Origin of the sequence: Nostoc sp. JL34 (assembly GCF_017114945.1) — a bacterium.
Taxonomy (GTDB): Bacteria; Cyanobacteriota; Cyanobacteriia; order Cyanobacteriales; family Nostocaceae; genus Nostoc.
Genome location: NZ_JABXKQ010000147.1, coordinates 1 through 17,660 on the forward strand (window position 1 = coordinate 1; position 17,660 = coordinate 17,660).

General features: G+C 41.8%; 13 protein-coding genes and 1 pseudogene. 8 read left to right on the forward strand and 6 right to left on the reverse strand.

Features of this window, described 5'->3' with window-relative positions:
* Positions 1–461: 461 nt before the first annotated feature.
* From HWQ44_RS26945 to HWQ44_RS26975, 7 genes and pseudogenes are all read left to right on the forward strand, one after another.
* Positions 462–791, forward strand: a complete 330-nt coding sequence (locus tag HWQ44_RS26945) for a hypothetical protein (protein ID WP_292724999.1) — start codon at positions 462–464, stop codon at positions 789–791.
* A gap of 72 nt (positions 792–863) precedes the next feature.
* The gene (locus tag HWQ44_RS26950) at positions 864–1,412 is read left to right on the forward strand and encodes a GIY-YIG nuclease family protein (protein WP_292725001.1); all 549 of its coding nucleotides are present in this window, start codon (positions 864–866) and stop codon (positions 1,410–1,412) included.
* Between the two features lie 48 nt (positions 1,413–1,460).
* Positions 1,461–2,918 carry a YARHG domain-containing protein gene (locus HWQ44_RS26955; protein ID WP_292725003.1) on the forward strand — a complete coding sequence of 486 codons (1,458 nt, stop codon included), beginning with the start codon at positions 1,461–1,463 and terminating at the stop codon, positions 2,916–2,918.
* Positions 2,919–3,607: 689 nt separating this feature from the next.
* Positions 3,608–3,967 (forward strand): Mo-dependent nitrogenase C-terminal domain-containing protein, encoded by a 360-nt coding sequence (locus HWQ44_RS26960; protein ID WP_292725005.1) that lies wholly within the window; start codon positions 3,608–3,610, stop codon positions 3,965–3,967.
* 22 nt (positions 3,968–3,989) lie between these two features.
* A pseudogene (locus tag HWQ44_RS26965) lies at positions 3,990–4,263 on the forward strand (cupin domain-containing protein).
* 394 nt (positions 4,264–4,657) lie between these two features.
* Positions 4,658–5,404: a creatininase family protein gene (locus HWQ44_RS26970; protein ID WP_292725007.1), complete on the forward strand. Its 747-nt coding sequence runs from the start codon at positions 4,658–4,660 to the stop codon at positions 5,402–5,404.
* A gap of 138 nt (positions 5,405–5,542) precedes the next feature.
* The gene (locus HWQ44_RS26975; protein ID WP_292725009.1) at positions 5,543–5,923 is read left to right on the forward strand and encodes a hypothetical protein; all 381 of its coding nucleotides are present in this window, start codon (positions 5,543–5,545) and stop codon (positions 5,921–5,923) included.
* Here HWQ44_RS26975 and HWQ44_RS26980 read toward each other — a convergent pair.
* The 6 genes from HWQ44_RS26980 to HWQ44_RS27005 all read right to left on the reverse strand — a co-directional run bounded on the left by HWQ44_RS26980 (position 5,905) and on the right by HWQ44_RS27005 (position 16,929).
* Entirely contained in the window at positions 5,905–6,378 is a 474-nt protein-coding gene (locus HWQ44_RS26980; RefSeq protein ID WP_292725010.1) for a hypothetical protein, read from the reverse strand. The two genes, HWQ44_RS26975 and HWQ44_RS26980, sit on opposite strands and share 19 nt — an antisense overlap.
* A gap of 144 nt (positions 6,379–6,522) precedes the next feature.
* On the reverse strand, positions 6,523–8,811 hold the full coding sequence (locus HWQ44_RS26985; RefSeq protein WP_292725012.1) for a PhoD-like phosphatase: 2,289 nt from the start codon (positions 8,809–8,811) through the stop codon (positions 6,523–6,525).
* 195 nt (positions 8,812–9,006) lie between these two features.
* Positions 9,007–10,398, reverse strand: a complete 1,392-nt coding sequence (locus tag HWQ44_RS26990; protein WP_292725014.1) for a malic enzyme-like NAD(P)-binding protein — start codon at positions 10,396–10,398, stop codon at positions 9,007–9,009.
* Between the two features lie 527 nt (positions 10,399–10,925).
* Positions 10,926–12,008, reverse strand: coding sequence for a photosystem II q(b) protein (psbA, locus tag HWQ44_RS26995; protein WP_292725016.1), 1,083 nt, complete (start codon positions 12,006–12,008; stop codon positions 10,926–10,928).
* A 352-nt stretch (positions 12,009–12,360) separates the two neighbouring features.
* Positions 12,361–13,860, reverse strand: coding sequence for an MBOAT family protein (locus HWQ44_RS27000; protein WP_292725018.1), 1,500 nt, complete (start codon positions 13,858–13,860; stop codon positions 12,361–12,363).
* A gap of 54 nt (positions 13,861–13,914) precedes the next feature.
* Positions 13,915–16,929, reverse strand: coding sequence for a DUF1574 family protein (locus HWQ44_RS27005; protein ID WP_292725020.1), 3,015 nt, complete (start codon positions 16,927–16,929; stop codon positions 13,915–13,917).
* Between the two features lie 413 nt (positions 16,930–17,342).
* On the opposite strand from HWQ44_RS27005, the gene HWQ44_RS27010 reads away from it, so the two are divergent.
* Positions 17,343–17,597: a hypothetical protein gene (locus HWQ44_RS27010; protein ID WP_292725022.1), complete on the forward strand. Its 255-nt coding sequence runs from the start codon at positions 17,343–17,345 to the stop codon at positions 17,595–17,597.
* The last annotated feature ends 63 nt before the right edge of the window (positions 17,598–17,660 follow it).

Sequence of the window (17,660 nt, forward strand, 5' to 3'; positions counted from 1 at the left end):
GTTTAGGGGTAGCCCTACGCAAAAATAGCTCGATGCCAGGATTCATTATTTAAAACAAAAACTCCCAAGCTAGCAATCATGTGAGCTTGGGAGTTTTTGTTTATCTTGAGAATTGTTAAGTCTTGATTGTGTCAGTATTTACCCTGTTTTCCAAAAACTAGGCTAGATAAGGCTTTAAACTTATAAGATTCAATTTATACATGGCAGTTGCGTCATAATAAAGTATCAAAATGACTTTTGTTGATAGCTAAACTTCACGATTATTAACCATGCTAGCTTCCTCATAGAGCTGACAGAAGTCCCATAATCCAATAGGCTGATCTTAGAGTAGTAATTTTTCACCAAGCTCATCTACGCAAAAAGGTAGGCTTCATTGCTCAGCACTTTTGGATGACTATGTGCAACAAGTTTGCCTATCCTCTATCACATAACTTAGTCGTTAATAACTACCTGTATAGAAAATGACCCTTAAAATCATCCAGAACTTTGATGGCAGTTTCACTCTTGAAATACAAGCTCAAGAAACTCTATTTAATTTATTGAGAAGTGTTGCTTTCTTAAAGCAACTTTGTGAACAGTTACAGTGTGAGCAAGTTAGATTTACAGAATTGCTTTTCCAGCCAGTTCCTTACAGCTTAACTACCACTAAAGGAATGCCGAGAGAATTTGAAAAGTATTATGAATCTGATGAATATGCCATCATCAACGTACCGCCAAATTTCATGTTTAGTGCTAAGATTTTTAAGCCTAGTCGCCTTTGTGCAGTTTACCAAAAATTGGGTAATAGGTAATTTTCAAGATAATTTTTCCCTACTTAGCAATTCTCAATACTGAAGGCAAATAGCAAGTTTGATCTTTGATGTATGGCTCCTCAAACAAATCTTTCTTCTTTGGCAAACCTGGAATATATTCCTTATATTGACGCTAGCGGTCAATTACCCGAACAATTTCAGGGTCAAATCGGTATATATGCTATTTTCGACCAAGAAAAGGTGTTGCAATTTGTAGGATATTCCCGTGATGTTTACCTTAGCCTCAAGCAGCATTTAGTCCGTCAGCCACAGCAATGCTATTGGGTCAAAGTTCATACTATTGAACGCCCTAGTCGCACAATTTTAGAAAATACTGAAAATGCTTGGATTGCTGAAAATGGCAGTGTCCCTTGGGGCAATGGAGATAACAAGGAAAAATGGACTCATCCCATTGATGTCAAAGTAGTAATGACACCTGAAGAACAGGCAAATTATCAAAATCCAGCTAATGATGAATTAGCACAAATAAAAATTATTAAAAATGTGGCACGCAGAGTAGAAGCAGAAATTTCAACGCAATTGTTAGAACTGCGTGGTTTGCAAATGCAAATTCGTTTCAATCCTAAATTGAAAGAAGAAGGTTTACTAGATTTGAAATGAAGGTAGTTTTGGGGAAAACTATCTTATGAATATCGCTTGTAATATCCCATGACAATACAGCTGCTGAACGATCGCTATCAAGTTATTCGCACACTGGGTGCTGGTGGGTTTGGTGAAACCTATCTAGCTGAAGATACTTATATGCCCTCAAAGCGTAGTTGTGTGGTTAAACAACTAAGACCGATTCACAATAATCCCCAAATTTACCAGTTGGTGCAAGAGAGGTTTCAACGCGAAGCAGCTATTTTAGAAGAACTCGGTGGTGCAAATGAGCAAATTCCGGCATTGTATGCCTACTTCTCCTCAAGCGGACAATTTTACTTAGTTCAGGAGTGGATTGAGGGCGATACCCTAACTGGAAAAGTCCAGAAGCAGGGGCTATTTAGTGAAGGCGCTGTCCAGGAATTATTCATGAATTTATTACCCGTCCTGGATTACGTTCACTCCAAGCATATCGTTCACCGCGATATTAAACCGGATAATATCATTGTGCGCCATCGAGACGGTAAACCAGTGCTGATTGATTTTGGCGCTATACGGGAATCGATGGGAACAGTAGTAAATTCTCAAGGCAATCCTACTAGTTCGATTGTAATTGGTACGCCTGGCTATATGCCGAGCGAACAAGCCGCAGGTAGACCTGTTTATTCTAGTGATTTATACAGTTTAGGAATGACGGTAATTTATTTGCTCACTGGTAAACAGGCGCAACAACTAGAAACCGATTCTCAGACGGGTGAAATTATCTGGCGGCAATATGCCAGTCATGTTAGCCCAATTATGGCAAGAGTAATCGATCGGGCGATCGCTTATCATCCACGCGATCGCTACCCTACAGCCAGAGCAATGCTGGATTCTTTGCAGAGCATAGCAAATCCAATTCCACCGACGCAACCCCTGTTGACTCAACCGACTGTAGTCTCTGCACCGCCACCTCAGACAGTGCCTATCAAACCACAGCCTAGCCCTCAAAGTAGTAATAGTCAGAATAATATTCTCATGGGCAGTTTGATAGCAGGTGGGTTAATTGGTGCATCTGTAATTATTAGTCAAGTGTTACCCAAATCTTCTCAACCCATAGCAGATAAAACGGTATTACCTTCAGAAACACCGTCAAATGTTACAAGCCCAGTGATAACTCCTACATTTACACCAACTACCCCATCTGTTCCAACTCAATCACCTTCCGCGACTACATCAATACCGCCAGTTGATACCACAACTCTCAACAATTATCTCTGGCTTTCTCAAAGACTTGTAAATGATGCAGATTTGGATGGTAAAAGCGGTTTTGAACTAGATATTATGCGAAATTCGATTTTTGCCATTCATGGCCGCCGTTTTGATAATACTGAATTGCAAAATTACTTTAATAACCAACCTTGGTATCGTCCTACATATTCACCAAAGACATTTCCAGCTAAATTGCTGACAAAATTAGAGCAACAGAATGTAGAAAATATCAGCAAATATCAGGTTAATACTGGGTTAAGATATTTTAAATAACTAAGTTTTTCATAATCGGGGAGTGAGAACTGGGGAAAATAACCAATACTTTTCTACAAGAGGCTCTGCTAACGGCAAAATCTCACAGTGAGTAGTAGTTGGAGAAAGCTGATTATATGAAACTGTAGATTTACTCAGTACAAGTGCCCTTTGCTCTTGTGTAAGTTCTTGTATTAGTTTTGACTTATAAATCGATTTATTGCTACTTATTAGATAAAATCTAGGTTAGTTTGTGTAGTATATCAGACAATTACATGGATATTCAATACTCTAAAATTGAAAGATATTAGGGGGCTAATCCTAGTGAAATGTATGTAGGGTCAGAACAAAACTGTGTTTGTCTGTCATAAACTATATCTCTAGATACTAGTCAGTTTCAGAACCAAGCATTTATATCTAATATATAAGATTCCTATCTGTAAGATTAGAAATCGATAAGTTAAAGAAATGCCATTTTTATATTTTCTTTGTTATTTTGTATTTAACGGGACAGTTCTTCATCATTTGGTGGGCTTAAATAACAATTAGTTAAACCATTTCCCTTCCCAAAGATGCATGTAAATTGTTTGCATTATGCCTACTTTGCTTCTGAATCTACAAGCACAATGCAAATTGACCAAAAATATTACATGTGAACATTTTCAATCGGTAAATAGTTCATCTACACAAGGAAAGCCTTGCCTAAAACTATGCTTAAAACACAAGGTCATCGTATTTTTTTGCCTGCTTTTATTAAACCTTTAGAAGAAAAAAATCAAATAGGTAGTAAAAAGCAATTTGCTCAACCAAAATTAGATTTATTGCAACCATTACGTCAATGGCTCGATAAAATTGAGATTCAGAATCGGAAATTAGCCAAATTTATTGCTAAACTAATTCCTGCTCAGTGTCCATTCGAGCGTGATATCATGCTTTTTGGCCGCAAAATAGCTCATATTCCGCCAATGTGCAAGCTGAATCCGCTTTATAACGAACTTGTCTACTTGCGTTTTCGCGCTTTGTGTTATCTAGTCGATCAGTGTGGAGAGGATATTCAATCCTACTGCTGAATATAACTAGAGCAAACACAATATGGAAATTAAAATTGAGCATCAACTTAAGACTTGAATATCTCAATAAATTAGGTGTATTTAAATGGGAAATTTGGAAAAAGGAAGTTTCAAAATTTCCTTTGACTTATGATTCTCAAGAAACTTGCTATTTTTTGGAAGGTGACGTATTTGTTATTCCTGATGGGGGAGAACCAGTGCAAATGGGTAAGGGCAATTTAGTGATTTTTCCCGCTGGTATGTCTTGCACATGGGAAATTACAAAGGACGTAAAGAAGCATTATTACTTTGAGTAGTCAAAAATCAAAATTGATCAACTTTTTTTCTTGATTATCCAGAAAAGCAACATTTCATAAATCAATTTTGATTTCTCTTATGGGAAAGTTCGCGGCGAGTATCGTAGGATAAAATGGCAGAATTGGTAAATTTCTTATATCCATCTCTGTCGAAACTTGTTGTAACTGCATCCCTAAACAATATTCATAGAAATAGCTCGTCTAATTGTCTCCAAATTTGGCAGTAAACAAAGATCCCCGACAACTTTTGCGAAGTCGGGGATCTTGTGCGATCGCCAGCACAGAAGATTCAGAGAGTTCATAATCGTGTTAGTGGGAGTTTAGTTACGGAAGATACTATTTAGTAGCAAAAGGTTTCATCCCACCGCAATTTTATTGAGGAAAATCATTAACAATGTTACTGCATTTAAGTACTTGGCAAGAAGTCGAAGCTTATTTACAGCAGTCAAAGGGGATTATTTTTCCTATTGGTTCCACAGAACAACATGGGCCAACGGGGCTAATTGGTACTGATGCTATTTGTGCAGAAGCGATCGCAGCCGGTGTGGGTGACGCAACTCAAGCGATCGTTGGCCCTACAATCAATGTGGGGATGGCACTGCATCATACTGCTTTTCCTGGCACAATCAGTCTGCGTCCCAGCACTTTGATTCAAGTAGTGCGAGATTATGTAACTTGTTTAGCTAAAGCTGGTTTTAGCAAGTTCTACTTTATTAACGGACACGGGGGAAACATCGCTACTCTCAAAGCTGCTTTCTCGGAAACTTACGCTCATTTAGAAGATTTGCAGATTACTAATGCTCGACAGGTGCAATGTCAAGTAGCAAACTGGTTTATGTGCGGTTCTGTATATAAGTTAGCTAAAGAATTATATGGGGATCAAGAAGGTTCTCATGCAACCCCAAGTGAAGTCGCCCTCACCCAGTACGTTTATCCACAAGCGATTAAGCAAGCACCCCTTTCACCAGAAGTTGCAAGCGGACATCGGATTTATAGCGCAGGTGACTTTCGAGTCCGTTATCCAGATGGACGTATGGGATCAAATCCGGGTTTAGCAACGCCTGAACACGGTAAGCAATTTTATGATTTGGCGGTGAAAGAACTTAGCAATGGGTATTTGGAATTTGTGAACGCTCAATAAAAGTTATGGAAACAGATTGTAGAGATGCGAGTCAAATTGCGTCTCTGCAAAAAATCTCATATAAAATATTATGAATTTAGCTCAAATTTCAGACTGCTGAACCTCAAACATTAAGTTTTTTACTCGAACATTGAGCCTTTGAACTCGGAAGTCCGACCTTTTTACTCGAACGTTGAGCCTCTGAAATCGGAAGTTGCACCTTTTTACTTGAACGTTGAGCCTCTGAACTCGGAAGTTGCACCTTTTTACTCGAACGTTGAGCCTCTGAACTCGGAAGTTGCGCCTTTTTGCTTGAACGTTGAGCCTTTGAACTCGAAAGTTGCACCTTTTTACTCGAACATTGAGCCTCTGAACTCGGAAGTTGCGCCTTTTTGCTTGAACGTTGAGCCTTTGAACTCAAAAAATAAAGCTCAGAATTTGGAATGTCGTGCTTTTAACTCCAACATTCAAATTCTGAGCTTTAATGTTGCACGTTTTAAGTGCAACATTAAAGCTATTTTCTACAACGCTGCTTTTTGAGACTTGGATTTTGCAGGTTTACGAGCAAATCGTTGTCCCATTTCCACAACTACTGCATCTAAACCCGCGCCCTGTCCACTGGCTTTGGCATAGTTATACACCTGTAACGCGGCTGCATAAGCTTCACTACCGACTGCAAGAGATGTATCATCTACCAACTCTTGTAACTGCGTCAACGACAACAACACCGGATACAACGCTTCAAATAATTGCACATCCTTCCGCATCTCTTCTAAGTCAAACGATCGCGGTAAAAACTCTGGATTCTGCGCCGCCACCTCTAATGCTTTACTCACAAACGCCCGACTCTTATCTCCCATCTTGGGTAAAGTCTTGCGATCGTCGGCACTCAAATCAACCAAAAATGGTAGCTTTTCTTTAATGGTGGCGATGGCTTGCAACACAGCATCTCTTTCTGTTTGTGCCAACGTTGCACTAATTAGGGTCGTAGACATAGAAATAACTCTCCAGTATGTTTCTTGAATCTAGAGTGCCCACAGATACAAGCAAAATTTCCATTCGCAGAGTCAAGCCGATCATCGAAGAGGACAAGGGGATGAAACTTTACCTTGTCTCCCCCTCCCCTTGTCCTATAAAGGTCATCGTAATAAGGACTGATTGGGCGCTAATTTGCTCTCAAAACGGCTGTAAACAATTTGGGTTGGATACCAAGAAGAAAACCAGTACAAATCTTGAATAATTTTGCCAGAACTACTCGTATCTGCCAACTCAAAGTGAACCAGAGCTAAATTATTCAATCCAACTACTTCTCGCCCCTCCTGAAACCAACGAGATTTCCAAAGTATCAGGGGTTGTAACCATTTCCATTTGGCATTTTCGGCTCGTTTCCAGGGAGCTATCAAAGATAATATATCTGCTGTGTAGGCAGAAGTCTGAACACTGTTTCGAGGTATCCACTCCAGCACACAATGCCAGTCAGAGTTAGTCAGCAACTGGCGATTATGGTGTAATTGCTTCTCTGAAATTTCTATCATATTCGGTGGGTTGATCCAGCCTATCCAATGTCGCACCTTTTCTGGTAGGAGCCAATCTTTCAATCGTGTATGAATCAGCCGCGTTAAAATCTCTTCATTCTTTAATGCACTAGCGGTTAACTGCACTAAGACAGACTGTAATTTGGAATGGGTACGTTTATAAGACAAGTGAGCAACTGAACTGTAATGAATATCCCCGGATAGAATCACGACTTGTTGACGTTCCTCAAACAAAGTAGTTAGGAATTTCGCCAGTGCTTCAACATTAATGTTCCAGGCATCTCCAACATCGGTTGAAAACACTTTCTCCTGTTTTAAATGCCAATGGTGAATCCAATCAATCACTTGTAATCCAAATACATTCGTGGGTGCAATGACAAATGTAGTTTGAATCTGAGTTTGTTCAGCAATTTGTTGTAAAGGTAAAACTAGTTGTTGCTCAAAGGCTTTGGGACACAACAGCATCGGCGGCGCGATTGGTTTTTGATCGGCTGGATAACCCCGCCAAGTGCGCGTATCCAGCACAATTACTTCATGACAATCACTCTGGACTATGTAGTGCCAAGTCAGTGCTTCAGGATGTCGATCCAAAATGAATACTGAACCGTCTCGGACTAAATTAGGTAAACCTGTGCGGGGATCGTTGCCTGGCATACCTACATAACGAGCGATCGCTTCATCAGCCTTTGCATCTGTTCCTTGGGAAGCTGACCAAGCTTGTGCAGCCGCCAACAGCTTTTCACCTGGTTTCCCTTGTGCAAATTGCCCTGGTGTATTGCCCCACCCTTGAAACACCGTATAGGCTAACAATGCATTTTGGACTATTCGTCGCCCCAAAGGACGCCCTAGCACCCGCAAACACCAAGCTTGGTTTAAATTCCAGTCATCACTCACATCATGGTCATCAAAGATGCTGTACATAGGAATATTGGCAAGGGCGCGACGCACTTTCCAAAGGGTATAAATGAATTGTCGTAAATGCTTGACTGCCCGATTCCAGTCTTTGATAGCATGGCGATCGCGCGTTACTTGGTGTCCTTTGGGAAATGCGGCCGGCCAGCACACTGACGACCAAGCTAGTAAATAAGTAGCGTAATATTCACCCAGACTTAGAAGATGGCTGTTGACTTTCTCAGCTTTATTATGTAATCCTGCGGTCAAGCCAGCTTGATTTGTCGCCACATCAGCCCGCTCTCCAGGGGGTAGCTGCTGGGGAGTGCAGTAAACTCCATTCACCGGAAGTTGTTCTTCCCAACCCAAGAGGACATCACCAAGAGTAGTAGCAACCCACAATGACGGATCTGCTACATCATCTCCATAAATTTGATCTCCGGTGAGAAACAGCTGATGAGGACGGTGCTGGGGTTGATTCGCTGACGCCTGAATCAAACTATCAAGAATTGGCAGTGCATCAACCCCATGACCATGAGGTTTCCGACAGGAAGCATGGACAATTTGTAAATCTTGAAGACGGTTTGGCGGCAGAGCAAAGGTTGGTTTTTGATGATCAAAGTAGCTGATGCTAACTGGAGGAGAGGAGTTTGAGCATAATGCTTGTTGCAGAGTTTGCGGGGTTTGGTCAGCAACCGTAAACTGAAGGTCGTATGCATAGATGCAATTTCCAGTTAGGCGATGTTCAACCATAGACCGAGCCGTGATGGCCACTATATGAAGATACTTACCCAGAGCAACAGTAGAGCCTTCTCCCTCCAATAAACAATTTCCTAGTGCTTCACCATCATTTGTTGTGTCATAAACCTTAAGTTCTACCTGACAAGACTGTTTCAATGCCACCCATACCGTCACTGACTCTGGCTCAGTATGTTTGAGGATTGGCCCCCCTAAAATCAGTGGCAGTTCTTGTAAAAACTCGTCCCCAACTTGATACTTCATTGCAAACAGTTGACAAAGTAATGGTGTTTTAGATGTGTTACTTTGCTCCTAAATTGGTAGCCCAAACTCATCTAATCACCAATAATGCATCAATTCTCATCTGTTTAACATCAGTTCATAGCGCAAATTGATTGCAGCCTAAATGTTCAGGGACGGGCAAGACGCCTATCCCATAAAAGTGATTATTTAAGTTAATTAATTCCGAGCGATACCTTCTTGACGCGCTGCTTGTTGGACAGCGGCGGCAACAGCAGTAACGACGCGCTCATCAAAGACTGAAGGAATAATATGTTCTCGATTCAAGTCTGAAGGCTTGACTAAGGAGGCGATCGCACTTGCGGCTTCTAAGTACATTTTGATGGTAATTGTCTGTGCCCGACAATCTAAAGCACCACGGAATACTCCAGGAAAAGCAAGGACGTTATTGATTTGATTTGGGTAGTCACTGCGACCAGTAGCAATGATAGCAACATCTTTACTGATTAATTCTGGCTGAATCTCTGGAATCGGATTTGCCATTGCAAAGACAATTGGATCTTTGGCCATCGATTGCACCATTTCTGGTGTTAAAACTCCTGGGACGCTGACTCCAATAAACACATCTGCTCCTTGCATTGCACCCGCTAACGTACCCTGAGCTTTCACAGCAAATTCGAGTTTTTCCTCTGTCAAATCGGGGCGACTGGTAGAGATAATCCCTTTAGAGTCGCACATCCAGATTTTTTCTGCCCCAGCTTTTCGGAGTAACCGAGCGATCGCCACACCAGCCGCCCCAGCACCATTAATCACAATGCGGATTTCCGCCATTGATTTATGTACCAGCTTTAGGGAATTAAATAACGCTGCCAAGGTGACAATTGCTGTACCATGCTGGTCATCGTGAAAAACGGGGATATCTAGCTCTTGGCGTAATCTCTTTTCGATTTCAAAGCAGCGAGGTGCAGCGATATCCTCTAAATTCACGCCCCCAAACACCGGAGCGATATTCTTAACTGCTTGGATAATTTCTTCTGTATCTTGGGTGGCGAGACAAATGGGAAAAGCATCCAGCCCTGCAAATTCCTTGAATAGCATTGCTTTACCTTCCATGACTGGTAGGGCTGCTGCTGGGCCGAGATTTCCCAATCCCAGGACGGCACTACCATCGGTAACAATGGCAACAGTGTTTTGTTTGATGGTTAAGTTGTAAACTTCCTCTGGATCTTGAGCGATCGCTGTACAAATTCGACCGACTCCCGGCGTGTAAGCCATTGCTAAATCAGAAACACTCTTCAGGGGGATTCTGCTGACAATGCTGATTTTGCCACCGCGATGCAAATTAAAGGTGCGATCGTAGACACTAAGTAACTTGATATCTGGCAATGCTTTCACTGCTTGCACAATGGTTTCAGCATGTTCAGTACTAGCAGCATCCACAGTCAGATCGCGGGTAGACTCTTTGCGGGTTTGCTCGATTAAATCAATTTGACCGAGATTACCGCCAGTAGTTGCGATCGCCTGGGTTACTGATGCTAACATCCCTACACGATTGGGAATCTGCAAGCGCAGTGTCAAACTAAAACTAGAATTAGGAGTTAGGTCTGCCATGTTGATTTTGGATTTTAAGTTTTAGATTTTATATTGAATTGAGACAAAAACTAAAGTCTGAGATTTGTACTCAGTGGAAACACAATGTATGTAAACTCTTAGGATAACCGTCAGTAGTTAGTTTACTGACTGCTTACAGCTTTGATAATTATTTTTATTTATACCAATGCGTTTATTAATATAAATGAGTAACAATTTAGTAATTGTACCCAAATACACCAGATATTTTTTTAAAATTTTATCTGTGTAAATATTTGTATTTCTCAACATGTCTAAATCCAAGCGCTCCAAGCGCACGGTAGTATTATCACCTAGCGCTGATACCTAATATTTTCAAAAAGCTGCCAAGATGGCATCTACGCCTTTTCAACGCAAATTTGGCATTATGATCGCATAGAGCTTCTCATAACCAGTAAACCAAGCGATCGCCAGCTTATGAAAATTCTCTAGCCTGTTTTAAAGTAATTACAACTAAAAAGCGCCCCCCATTTCTGGAGGGCGCTTTTTATTTAGCTAATACTGAAGTATTAACCGTTGATAGCAGGAGCAGTCATTGCTACAGGTGTAACTTCACCAGCAGCTAAGTCTAGGGGGAAGTTGTGAGCGTTACGCTCGTGCATTACTTCCATACCCAAGTTAGCGCGGTTGATTACGTCTGCCCAGGTGCTGATGACGCGACCTTGGGAATCAATGATTGATTGGTTGAAGTTGAAACCGTTCAGGTTGAATGCCATTGTGCTGATACCCAAAGCGGTAAACCAGATACCAATCACAGGCCAAGCTGCGAGCAAGAAGTGCAATTGACGGCTGTTTTGAAATGATGCGTATTGGAAGATTAAACGACCGAAGTAGCCGTGGGCTGCAACGATGTTGTAGGTTTCTTCTTCTTGACCGAACTTATAACCATAGTTCAAAGATTCAACTTCAGTTGTTTCACGAACTAGGGAAGAAGTTACCAAGGAACCGTGCATTGCAGAGAACAAGCTACCACCAAATACACCAGCCACACCTAACATGTGGAAGGGGTGCATCAAGATGTTATGTTCTGCTTGGAACACAATCATGAAGTTGAAGGTTCCAGAGATACCTAAAGGCATACCATCGGAGAAAGAACCTTGACCGATTGGGTAGATCAAGAATACTGCGGTAGCGGAAGCCAAAGGTGCGCTGTAAGCTACGCAGATCCAAGGACGCATACCTAAGCGGTAAGAAAGTTCCCACTGACGACCAAGGTAAGCAGCGCAACCAATCAAGAAGTGGAAAACTACCAACTGGTAAGGGCCGCCGTTGTACAACCACTCATCAAGAGAAGCAGCTTCCCAGATTGGGTAGAAGTGCAAGCCGATGGCGTTTGAAGAAGGAACAACTGCACCAGAGATGATGTTGTTTCCGTAGATCAAAGAACCTGCAACTGGTTCGCGGATACCATCGATGTCCACAGGAGGAGCAGCGATGAAAGCAATTACGAAGCAGGTGGTCGCAGCTAGCAGGGTAGGAATCATCAAAACGCCGAACCAACCGATGTATATACGGTTTTCGGTGCTGGTGATCCACTCGCAGAAGCGATCCCATACGCTAGCGCCAGAGCGCCGTTGTAAGGTTGTGGTCATTGTTTTATAAGTGCTATGGGTTGTTAAATATGGAACAAGCGGAGTTTATTTCGCCTGTTGAAATATAGTCTACATGAATTTACTTGGGTGCGATCTGTGACTTAATATTCTGTAATAGAATTGTTTAACAAGTTCATCGAACTGTAAAGTTTTCCTACTATAAAGAATAGCAATACAAAGTAATGGATTAAGGCTTTTTAAGCCACTTCAACAACAAACTAGCTATCAATTTCAATGATGCGATCGCCTAGTTATTTACCTTTACACTTCTTTACAATTAGCCGATGAGAAATATTTTAAGTCTTGTCGATTTGTAACGAAATAATAAGCTCTATATTGTCTGATGTTTCAGTTAAAAATCAAAGTAGATGTAAGGCAAACTGCCTTCAGGAGCTAATAACCAAACAGCGTAGAAACATAGGGGGACGAATACAAGCTTAAGGGGCCAGTTAAACTCTAACTTCAGCATTCGATTGAAGGCATAGACTACAGCCATGAGGGCAGCTAAAGCTAGAAGTACCCAAGCGAGTTGGGATTGGCTCATATTTAAGGCTTCCACATAGACCTTTTCAGCAAACTGGGCGTCAGCCGGATAACCCCAAAGATGCCGAATTACTAAAGACGAGTCTTGGAGATTAGGTAGACGGAACCAAATCCAAGAGGTAAAAACCATCAATTGAGTCAAAAACCAAGCGACAAAAATACCCAGAGGATTTTGCCAGAATTGTTCTAGATTTTCAAAGCGATCGCTTATAGAATCTGTAAGTCGATGAATCACCAAAGCTAATCCGTGGAATATACCCCAAACGACATAACCCAAAGCAGCACCGTGCCAGATACCAGCAATTAGCATCACAATAAATAAATTCCAGCAGGTACGGACTAAACCTCGACGGGAACCACCCAAAGGAAAGTAGACATAGTTACGCAGCCAATCTCCGAGAGTCATGTGCCAGCGTCGCCAAAATTCTGAAATATTAGTGCTGAAATAGGGAAAGTCAAAATTTTCAGGTAGAACCAAACCGAAAAGCAAAGCACTACCACGGGCGATGTCTACATAGCCGTTGAAATCTAGATATAATTGCAAGCCATAAGCGAATGTCGCTAACCAGAGATCGGTACTACCCGCCCGTTGCAAATTACCAAAACATAAATCAACGAAAATTCCCAAGTGGTCTGCAAAAATACCTTTTTTGACTGCGCCTCTAGCAATCAACCATAGCGCCTCAGCTACTCTATCGGTGCTGGGTAATTCTAGTGTATTGAATTGATTTGCTAAGTTGTGATAGCGCGTAATCGGGCCTGAAATCAGTTTAGCGAAGAATAATTTGTATGTAGCAAATTTGAGAAAATTCTCTGTTGCTGGGGCACCGCGATAGACATCTATTAAATAGGCAATGCATTCAAAGGTAAAAAATGAAATTCCCAAGGGTGCAATCAATTTAAAAGAGCCATCTGGTGAATTTGTTTGTACATGAAAAACAAACTTGAATAAAGGGGTAAAATACTTAAAAGCTAATAACAGTAAAACATTTAGAATTATACCCACCCACAAAACTTTTAGACGGCGACGATTCCAATCACCTTGAGCAAATTGCCACTCTTCATTAGAAATTTGCCAGTCAAGAGAATGTTTTCCTGGTGATGTGTTTTTTCCAATCTCCAGTCCCACACGAAAATTAATAAACGTCAATGCTAATAGTAATGGTATGTATTGGATGTGCAAAGATGCATAAAAAACCAAACTAGCAATTAGCAGCGTCCACAATCGCAATTTATGTTGTGCTAAAGACCAGTAAATTCCTAACACACTCAACAAGAATAGCCCATAGAAAATTGATATAAAGTTCATTTTTTAGTCATTAGTCATTAGTCATTGGGTATTGTAGATTATTCTCCCCAGTCCCTACTTCACTGGCCAAGGAATCATCGGATCGTTAGCTAGCTTTTTCGAGACTTCGTATGCACCAAAGCGGTTGAGGTGGCTAGGATCAGAAAAGTAGTCATTTACTTTTGTCCACTGTTGGCTCAAATCACGATAAATAAAGTTAGGATTAGTAGACAAACGCAACATATATTGCTGAAATTCTTGCTCATATTGTCTACGCACTGGATCTAAATAATCTGCCGTCAGAGGCATGTTGACAAACACTAAGGAAATTTTCTGAGACTGGGCAAACTGAAGCACTTCTTGAAAAGCAGTATCTTGCTGTCCTTCTACTTGGAAAGATTTATAGTCGTTGTCATAATTTCCGGGAACTCTAGAATGTTTTTGATAGTATCTAGCGGGATTAAAACGAATAGACAAAGGTAGAAAGCCATCAAAGTCAACTGCTTGCTGGGAAATACTCTCATCGGAACTACCGTCTGTTAGCTGTTTTTCTGATGTAACTGTCTGATTATGACCAAATGTGAGCAATTGTTTTTGCAGTAAACCTTTAATTTGGTCGCGGTTTTTATAGCTAGCAGAAATAGATGCTAGAGCCTGATTTAGCGAGTCATTGACAGCTTGATATGTACTAATCTCCTGTTTTTCTTCGTTTGTCTTTTTTTCTCCTGAATTTACCGGATTTTCTGGCAAATCATTGCTACTTGCAGTTGTTGGTGTTTTTTGGAATGCTTGCTTATAACCAACGGATGCAGCGAGCGATTTAAAGGTAATATCCTCGCGTCCACCGTTGAAAGCCCGCGCACCATCTGCCCAGATAATTATTTTGGGCAGTTCTGATGGTTCCAGTACGTGACGAATCACAAAGTCTACAACTTGTGCCGTAGCACCGTTGATGCCAAAGTTAAACACGTCAAGATTTGGATAGCCTTGAGTTGCTAAAGCTTTAGAAAGTGCTGCTGGATCTACTCCCCTGAGAGCGCGAGAGGAGCCAATAATCAACACATCTGGTGGACTACCAGTTCTAGCTAAACGCTGTTTATACAGTGCTAGTTGCTCGTCTAACTGCCTGACATTGAAACTTGGCATCTGCGATCGCGCTGCTAAAAGAATGGCTGTTGCAGTTGCTTTTTCCTTCAGTGGTGCGGCTGCCAAATTGTTTTTGGGAGTATCATCACTCTGGGTAAATTCCGAAGCGTTAAATACAGAACTCTGATTTGGAGGAGATTTCGTTTTAGAAGTGCTGGTAAAAAATGTCGTTTTCTCACTCTGATTTTTCCCAGATGTCAAAGATGCCTTTTGCTCAGAAGATGATGGGAGGGTTACACTAGCGACTTTTGGCGAACTGGGCGTAGTCCGTGCAATAATTCGACCCAGTACCCAGTCAGTTTGAAGAGTGAGTAATAATCCCAGTGTTCCCCAAACCAGAGCAATCTTAATCCCTTGAACATCATGGTTATGTTCCGCTGACTGGTTGCTTTCGGTAAATAGCTGGCTTTTCAACAGGAATTTTCTCGCAGTTGAACTCGCCGTTGCTGTCCAATCTCGCGCTACTTCTTTTACAAAACTTTGAACTTCTTCTGTCGTTAAGTCTGGGCGCAAAATTGGCTCACTAGTCTCAGAGGTTACTAAATCGTTAACGTATTTAGAAGTAGCAGCAAATTCTGGGGTTGCTTCTGGCACTAAACGTTGGCGATGCTCAACATCAAGGCCATAATGCCAAAAAGGTTCTTTATTCCCAGCACGGCGACCGTAGACACGTACTCCCATAATACCGGGAATTTTTAACTGGCGGATAAACTGCGTAATTTTACTTGCTACTTGTTGTCGCGCCGGACAAACAGGTGCATCACACATAATGTGCAATAAATCATTTTTGTTCAGTAGGAGTACGCGAATTCCACCTGTCAATAGCCGCCAATCCAAGTCAGGATTGAGTAAGCGCTCCAGTAAAAATACGATCGCTGGTTCATCGCCAGTATTGGCCAAATCTAGCGGTGATGTGGCAAAGGCGGGATGTTTTGCAGCGGGTAAAGCCAGCCAATCAATCCAAGTTGGTTGCTTATCGCCTGCTTTTTGTCCGTAGACGGTGGCGGCGAGAATGCCTTGAGGGGCGATCGCTTCTAGCTGGGGTAAAATCGCCTCTAAGCACACTACCTTGTCTGGAATGGGGGCAGTTCCTAAAGGATCAAAAGCTGGGGTACAAAAGATATGTAGCGTTGATTCTTTCAGAGAAACTTGGACAGCAACTTTTAACCCTGATAATACCTCGGTTAATAATCGAGCGATCGCTTGGACATCTCCCCAACGCGCCCACTCTTTAAGCATCACCTCTGGTGGTGTCAAATCCACCCGCAGCAGCCAATCAGGGGCAGTTTCACCGCTCACCTGGGAAACAATTACTGCATCTTGGTAGCCAGAAAGCTTGAGATAACGCAACTTCTGTGCTATCGGTTCAGCAAGTAACGATGCATCAGGGCTATAGCTCGACTGGCAAAATATCCACAGGCGATTTTCTTCTGGCTGAGAGTTCTTTGGCTTATGTAGCTTAATCTTTGCCTGTACTGATACACCTAGCGTACTCAGAGTTTCGCTGAGATATCGAGCGATCGCCTCTGGGTTGCCTTGGCGTGCCAAACTCTCGTTAGAGACAATTAGCGCCCCACCCGATTGTTTTGATTTTTCCGAGTCTGCTAGCAGCGCTTGCTGTACCTGATCCAGATGCTTATCTATTTGATTCAAGTGAACCCGATGGCACCATGAGGGGCGCTGTTCCCCTTTTCTTCGGCCATAGACAAATACTTGATATATTGAGGTTTGTTCGCTGCTTGTGAGGATATCTAAGTTTGTTTGCTGTAGTGCTTGCAGCAAATCAGACAAAGTACGCCAACGCTGCGGACATTCTGTACCTTCACAAAGAATATGAAGATCATTTCCCCGCAACCGGACTTTCACCCCGAAAGTGTTGATCCCTGTTGCTTGGCTTACCCATTGCACTAAGGATTGCTGGCGATCTGGTAATACTGTTTTCATGCTCAGTTAACTTTACAGGAAGCGATTGTTGGGGGATAGTGCCTGCACTTGTAAACTAGAACCATAGGTCTATCACACTCTGACGGTTTTTTTTAACAATTTTGTTACCTTCGTAGCTCACAAAATCGGCCAAGATAGTCTTGTATAGGTTGCAAGTCTGACTAATGTTGAGTTTTGCGTTTATTTTACTAATAGGGAGTCAGAAATCAGAAGTTAGGAGCTAGAAGTCAGAAATAATTCTATATGACTGGCTGATGACTTGTCCTTTTAAGCTGGACTTGCGTAACGCCCCTGATGGGCGAAACAAACAATAAGCTTATCCCATTTCAACTCCATCCCTTGATCGTTGGAGTTATCTTAACTCCTAACTTCTGACTCTTTTTACTCATAATTACCGTAACCAAGAATTAGCAATGCCTCCTACCAACCAACAGTCTTCACCTAAACCCGCATCCAATCTGGATTTATTTACCATTCCCCAGTCTTTCCTTTTACAAATGGGTACAGCGTCTATATTACTGCTGCTGATCACCGGAAAAACTACAGTAAGAGCACTAGAAGCTATAGGAGAAGCCAGTGAAGAATTATTTCGAGGCGATCGCCTACCCAATCTAGACTTCCCAGATGAACACGAAATCAATCAAGATGAGAAGATATACACCAAATAATTATTTGCTCAGGAACAACCCGGTAAGCATTAAGTGCAAAACCTAAAACCGTAAACAGTAATT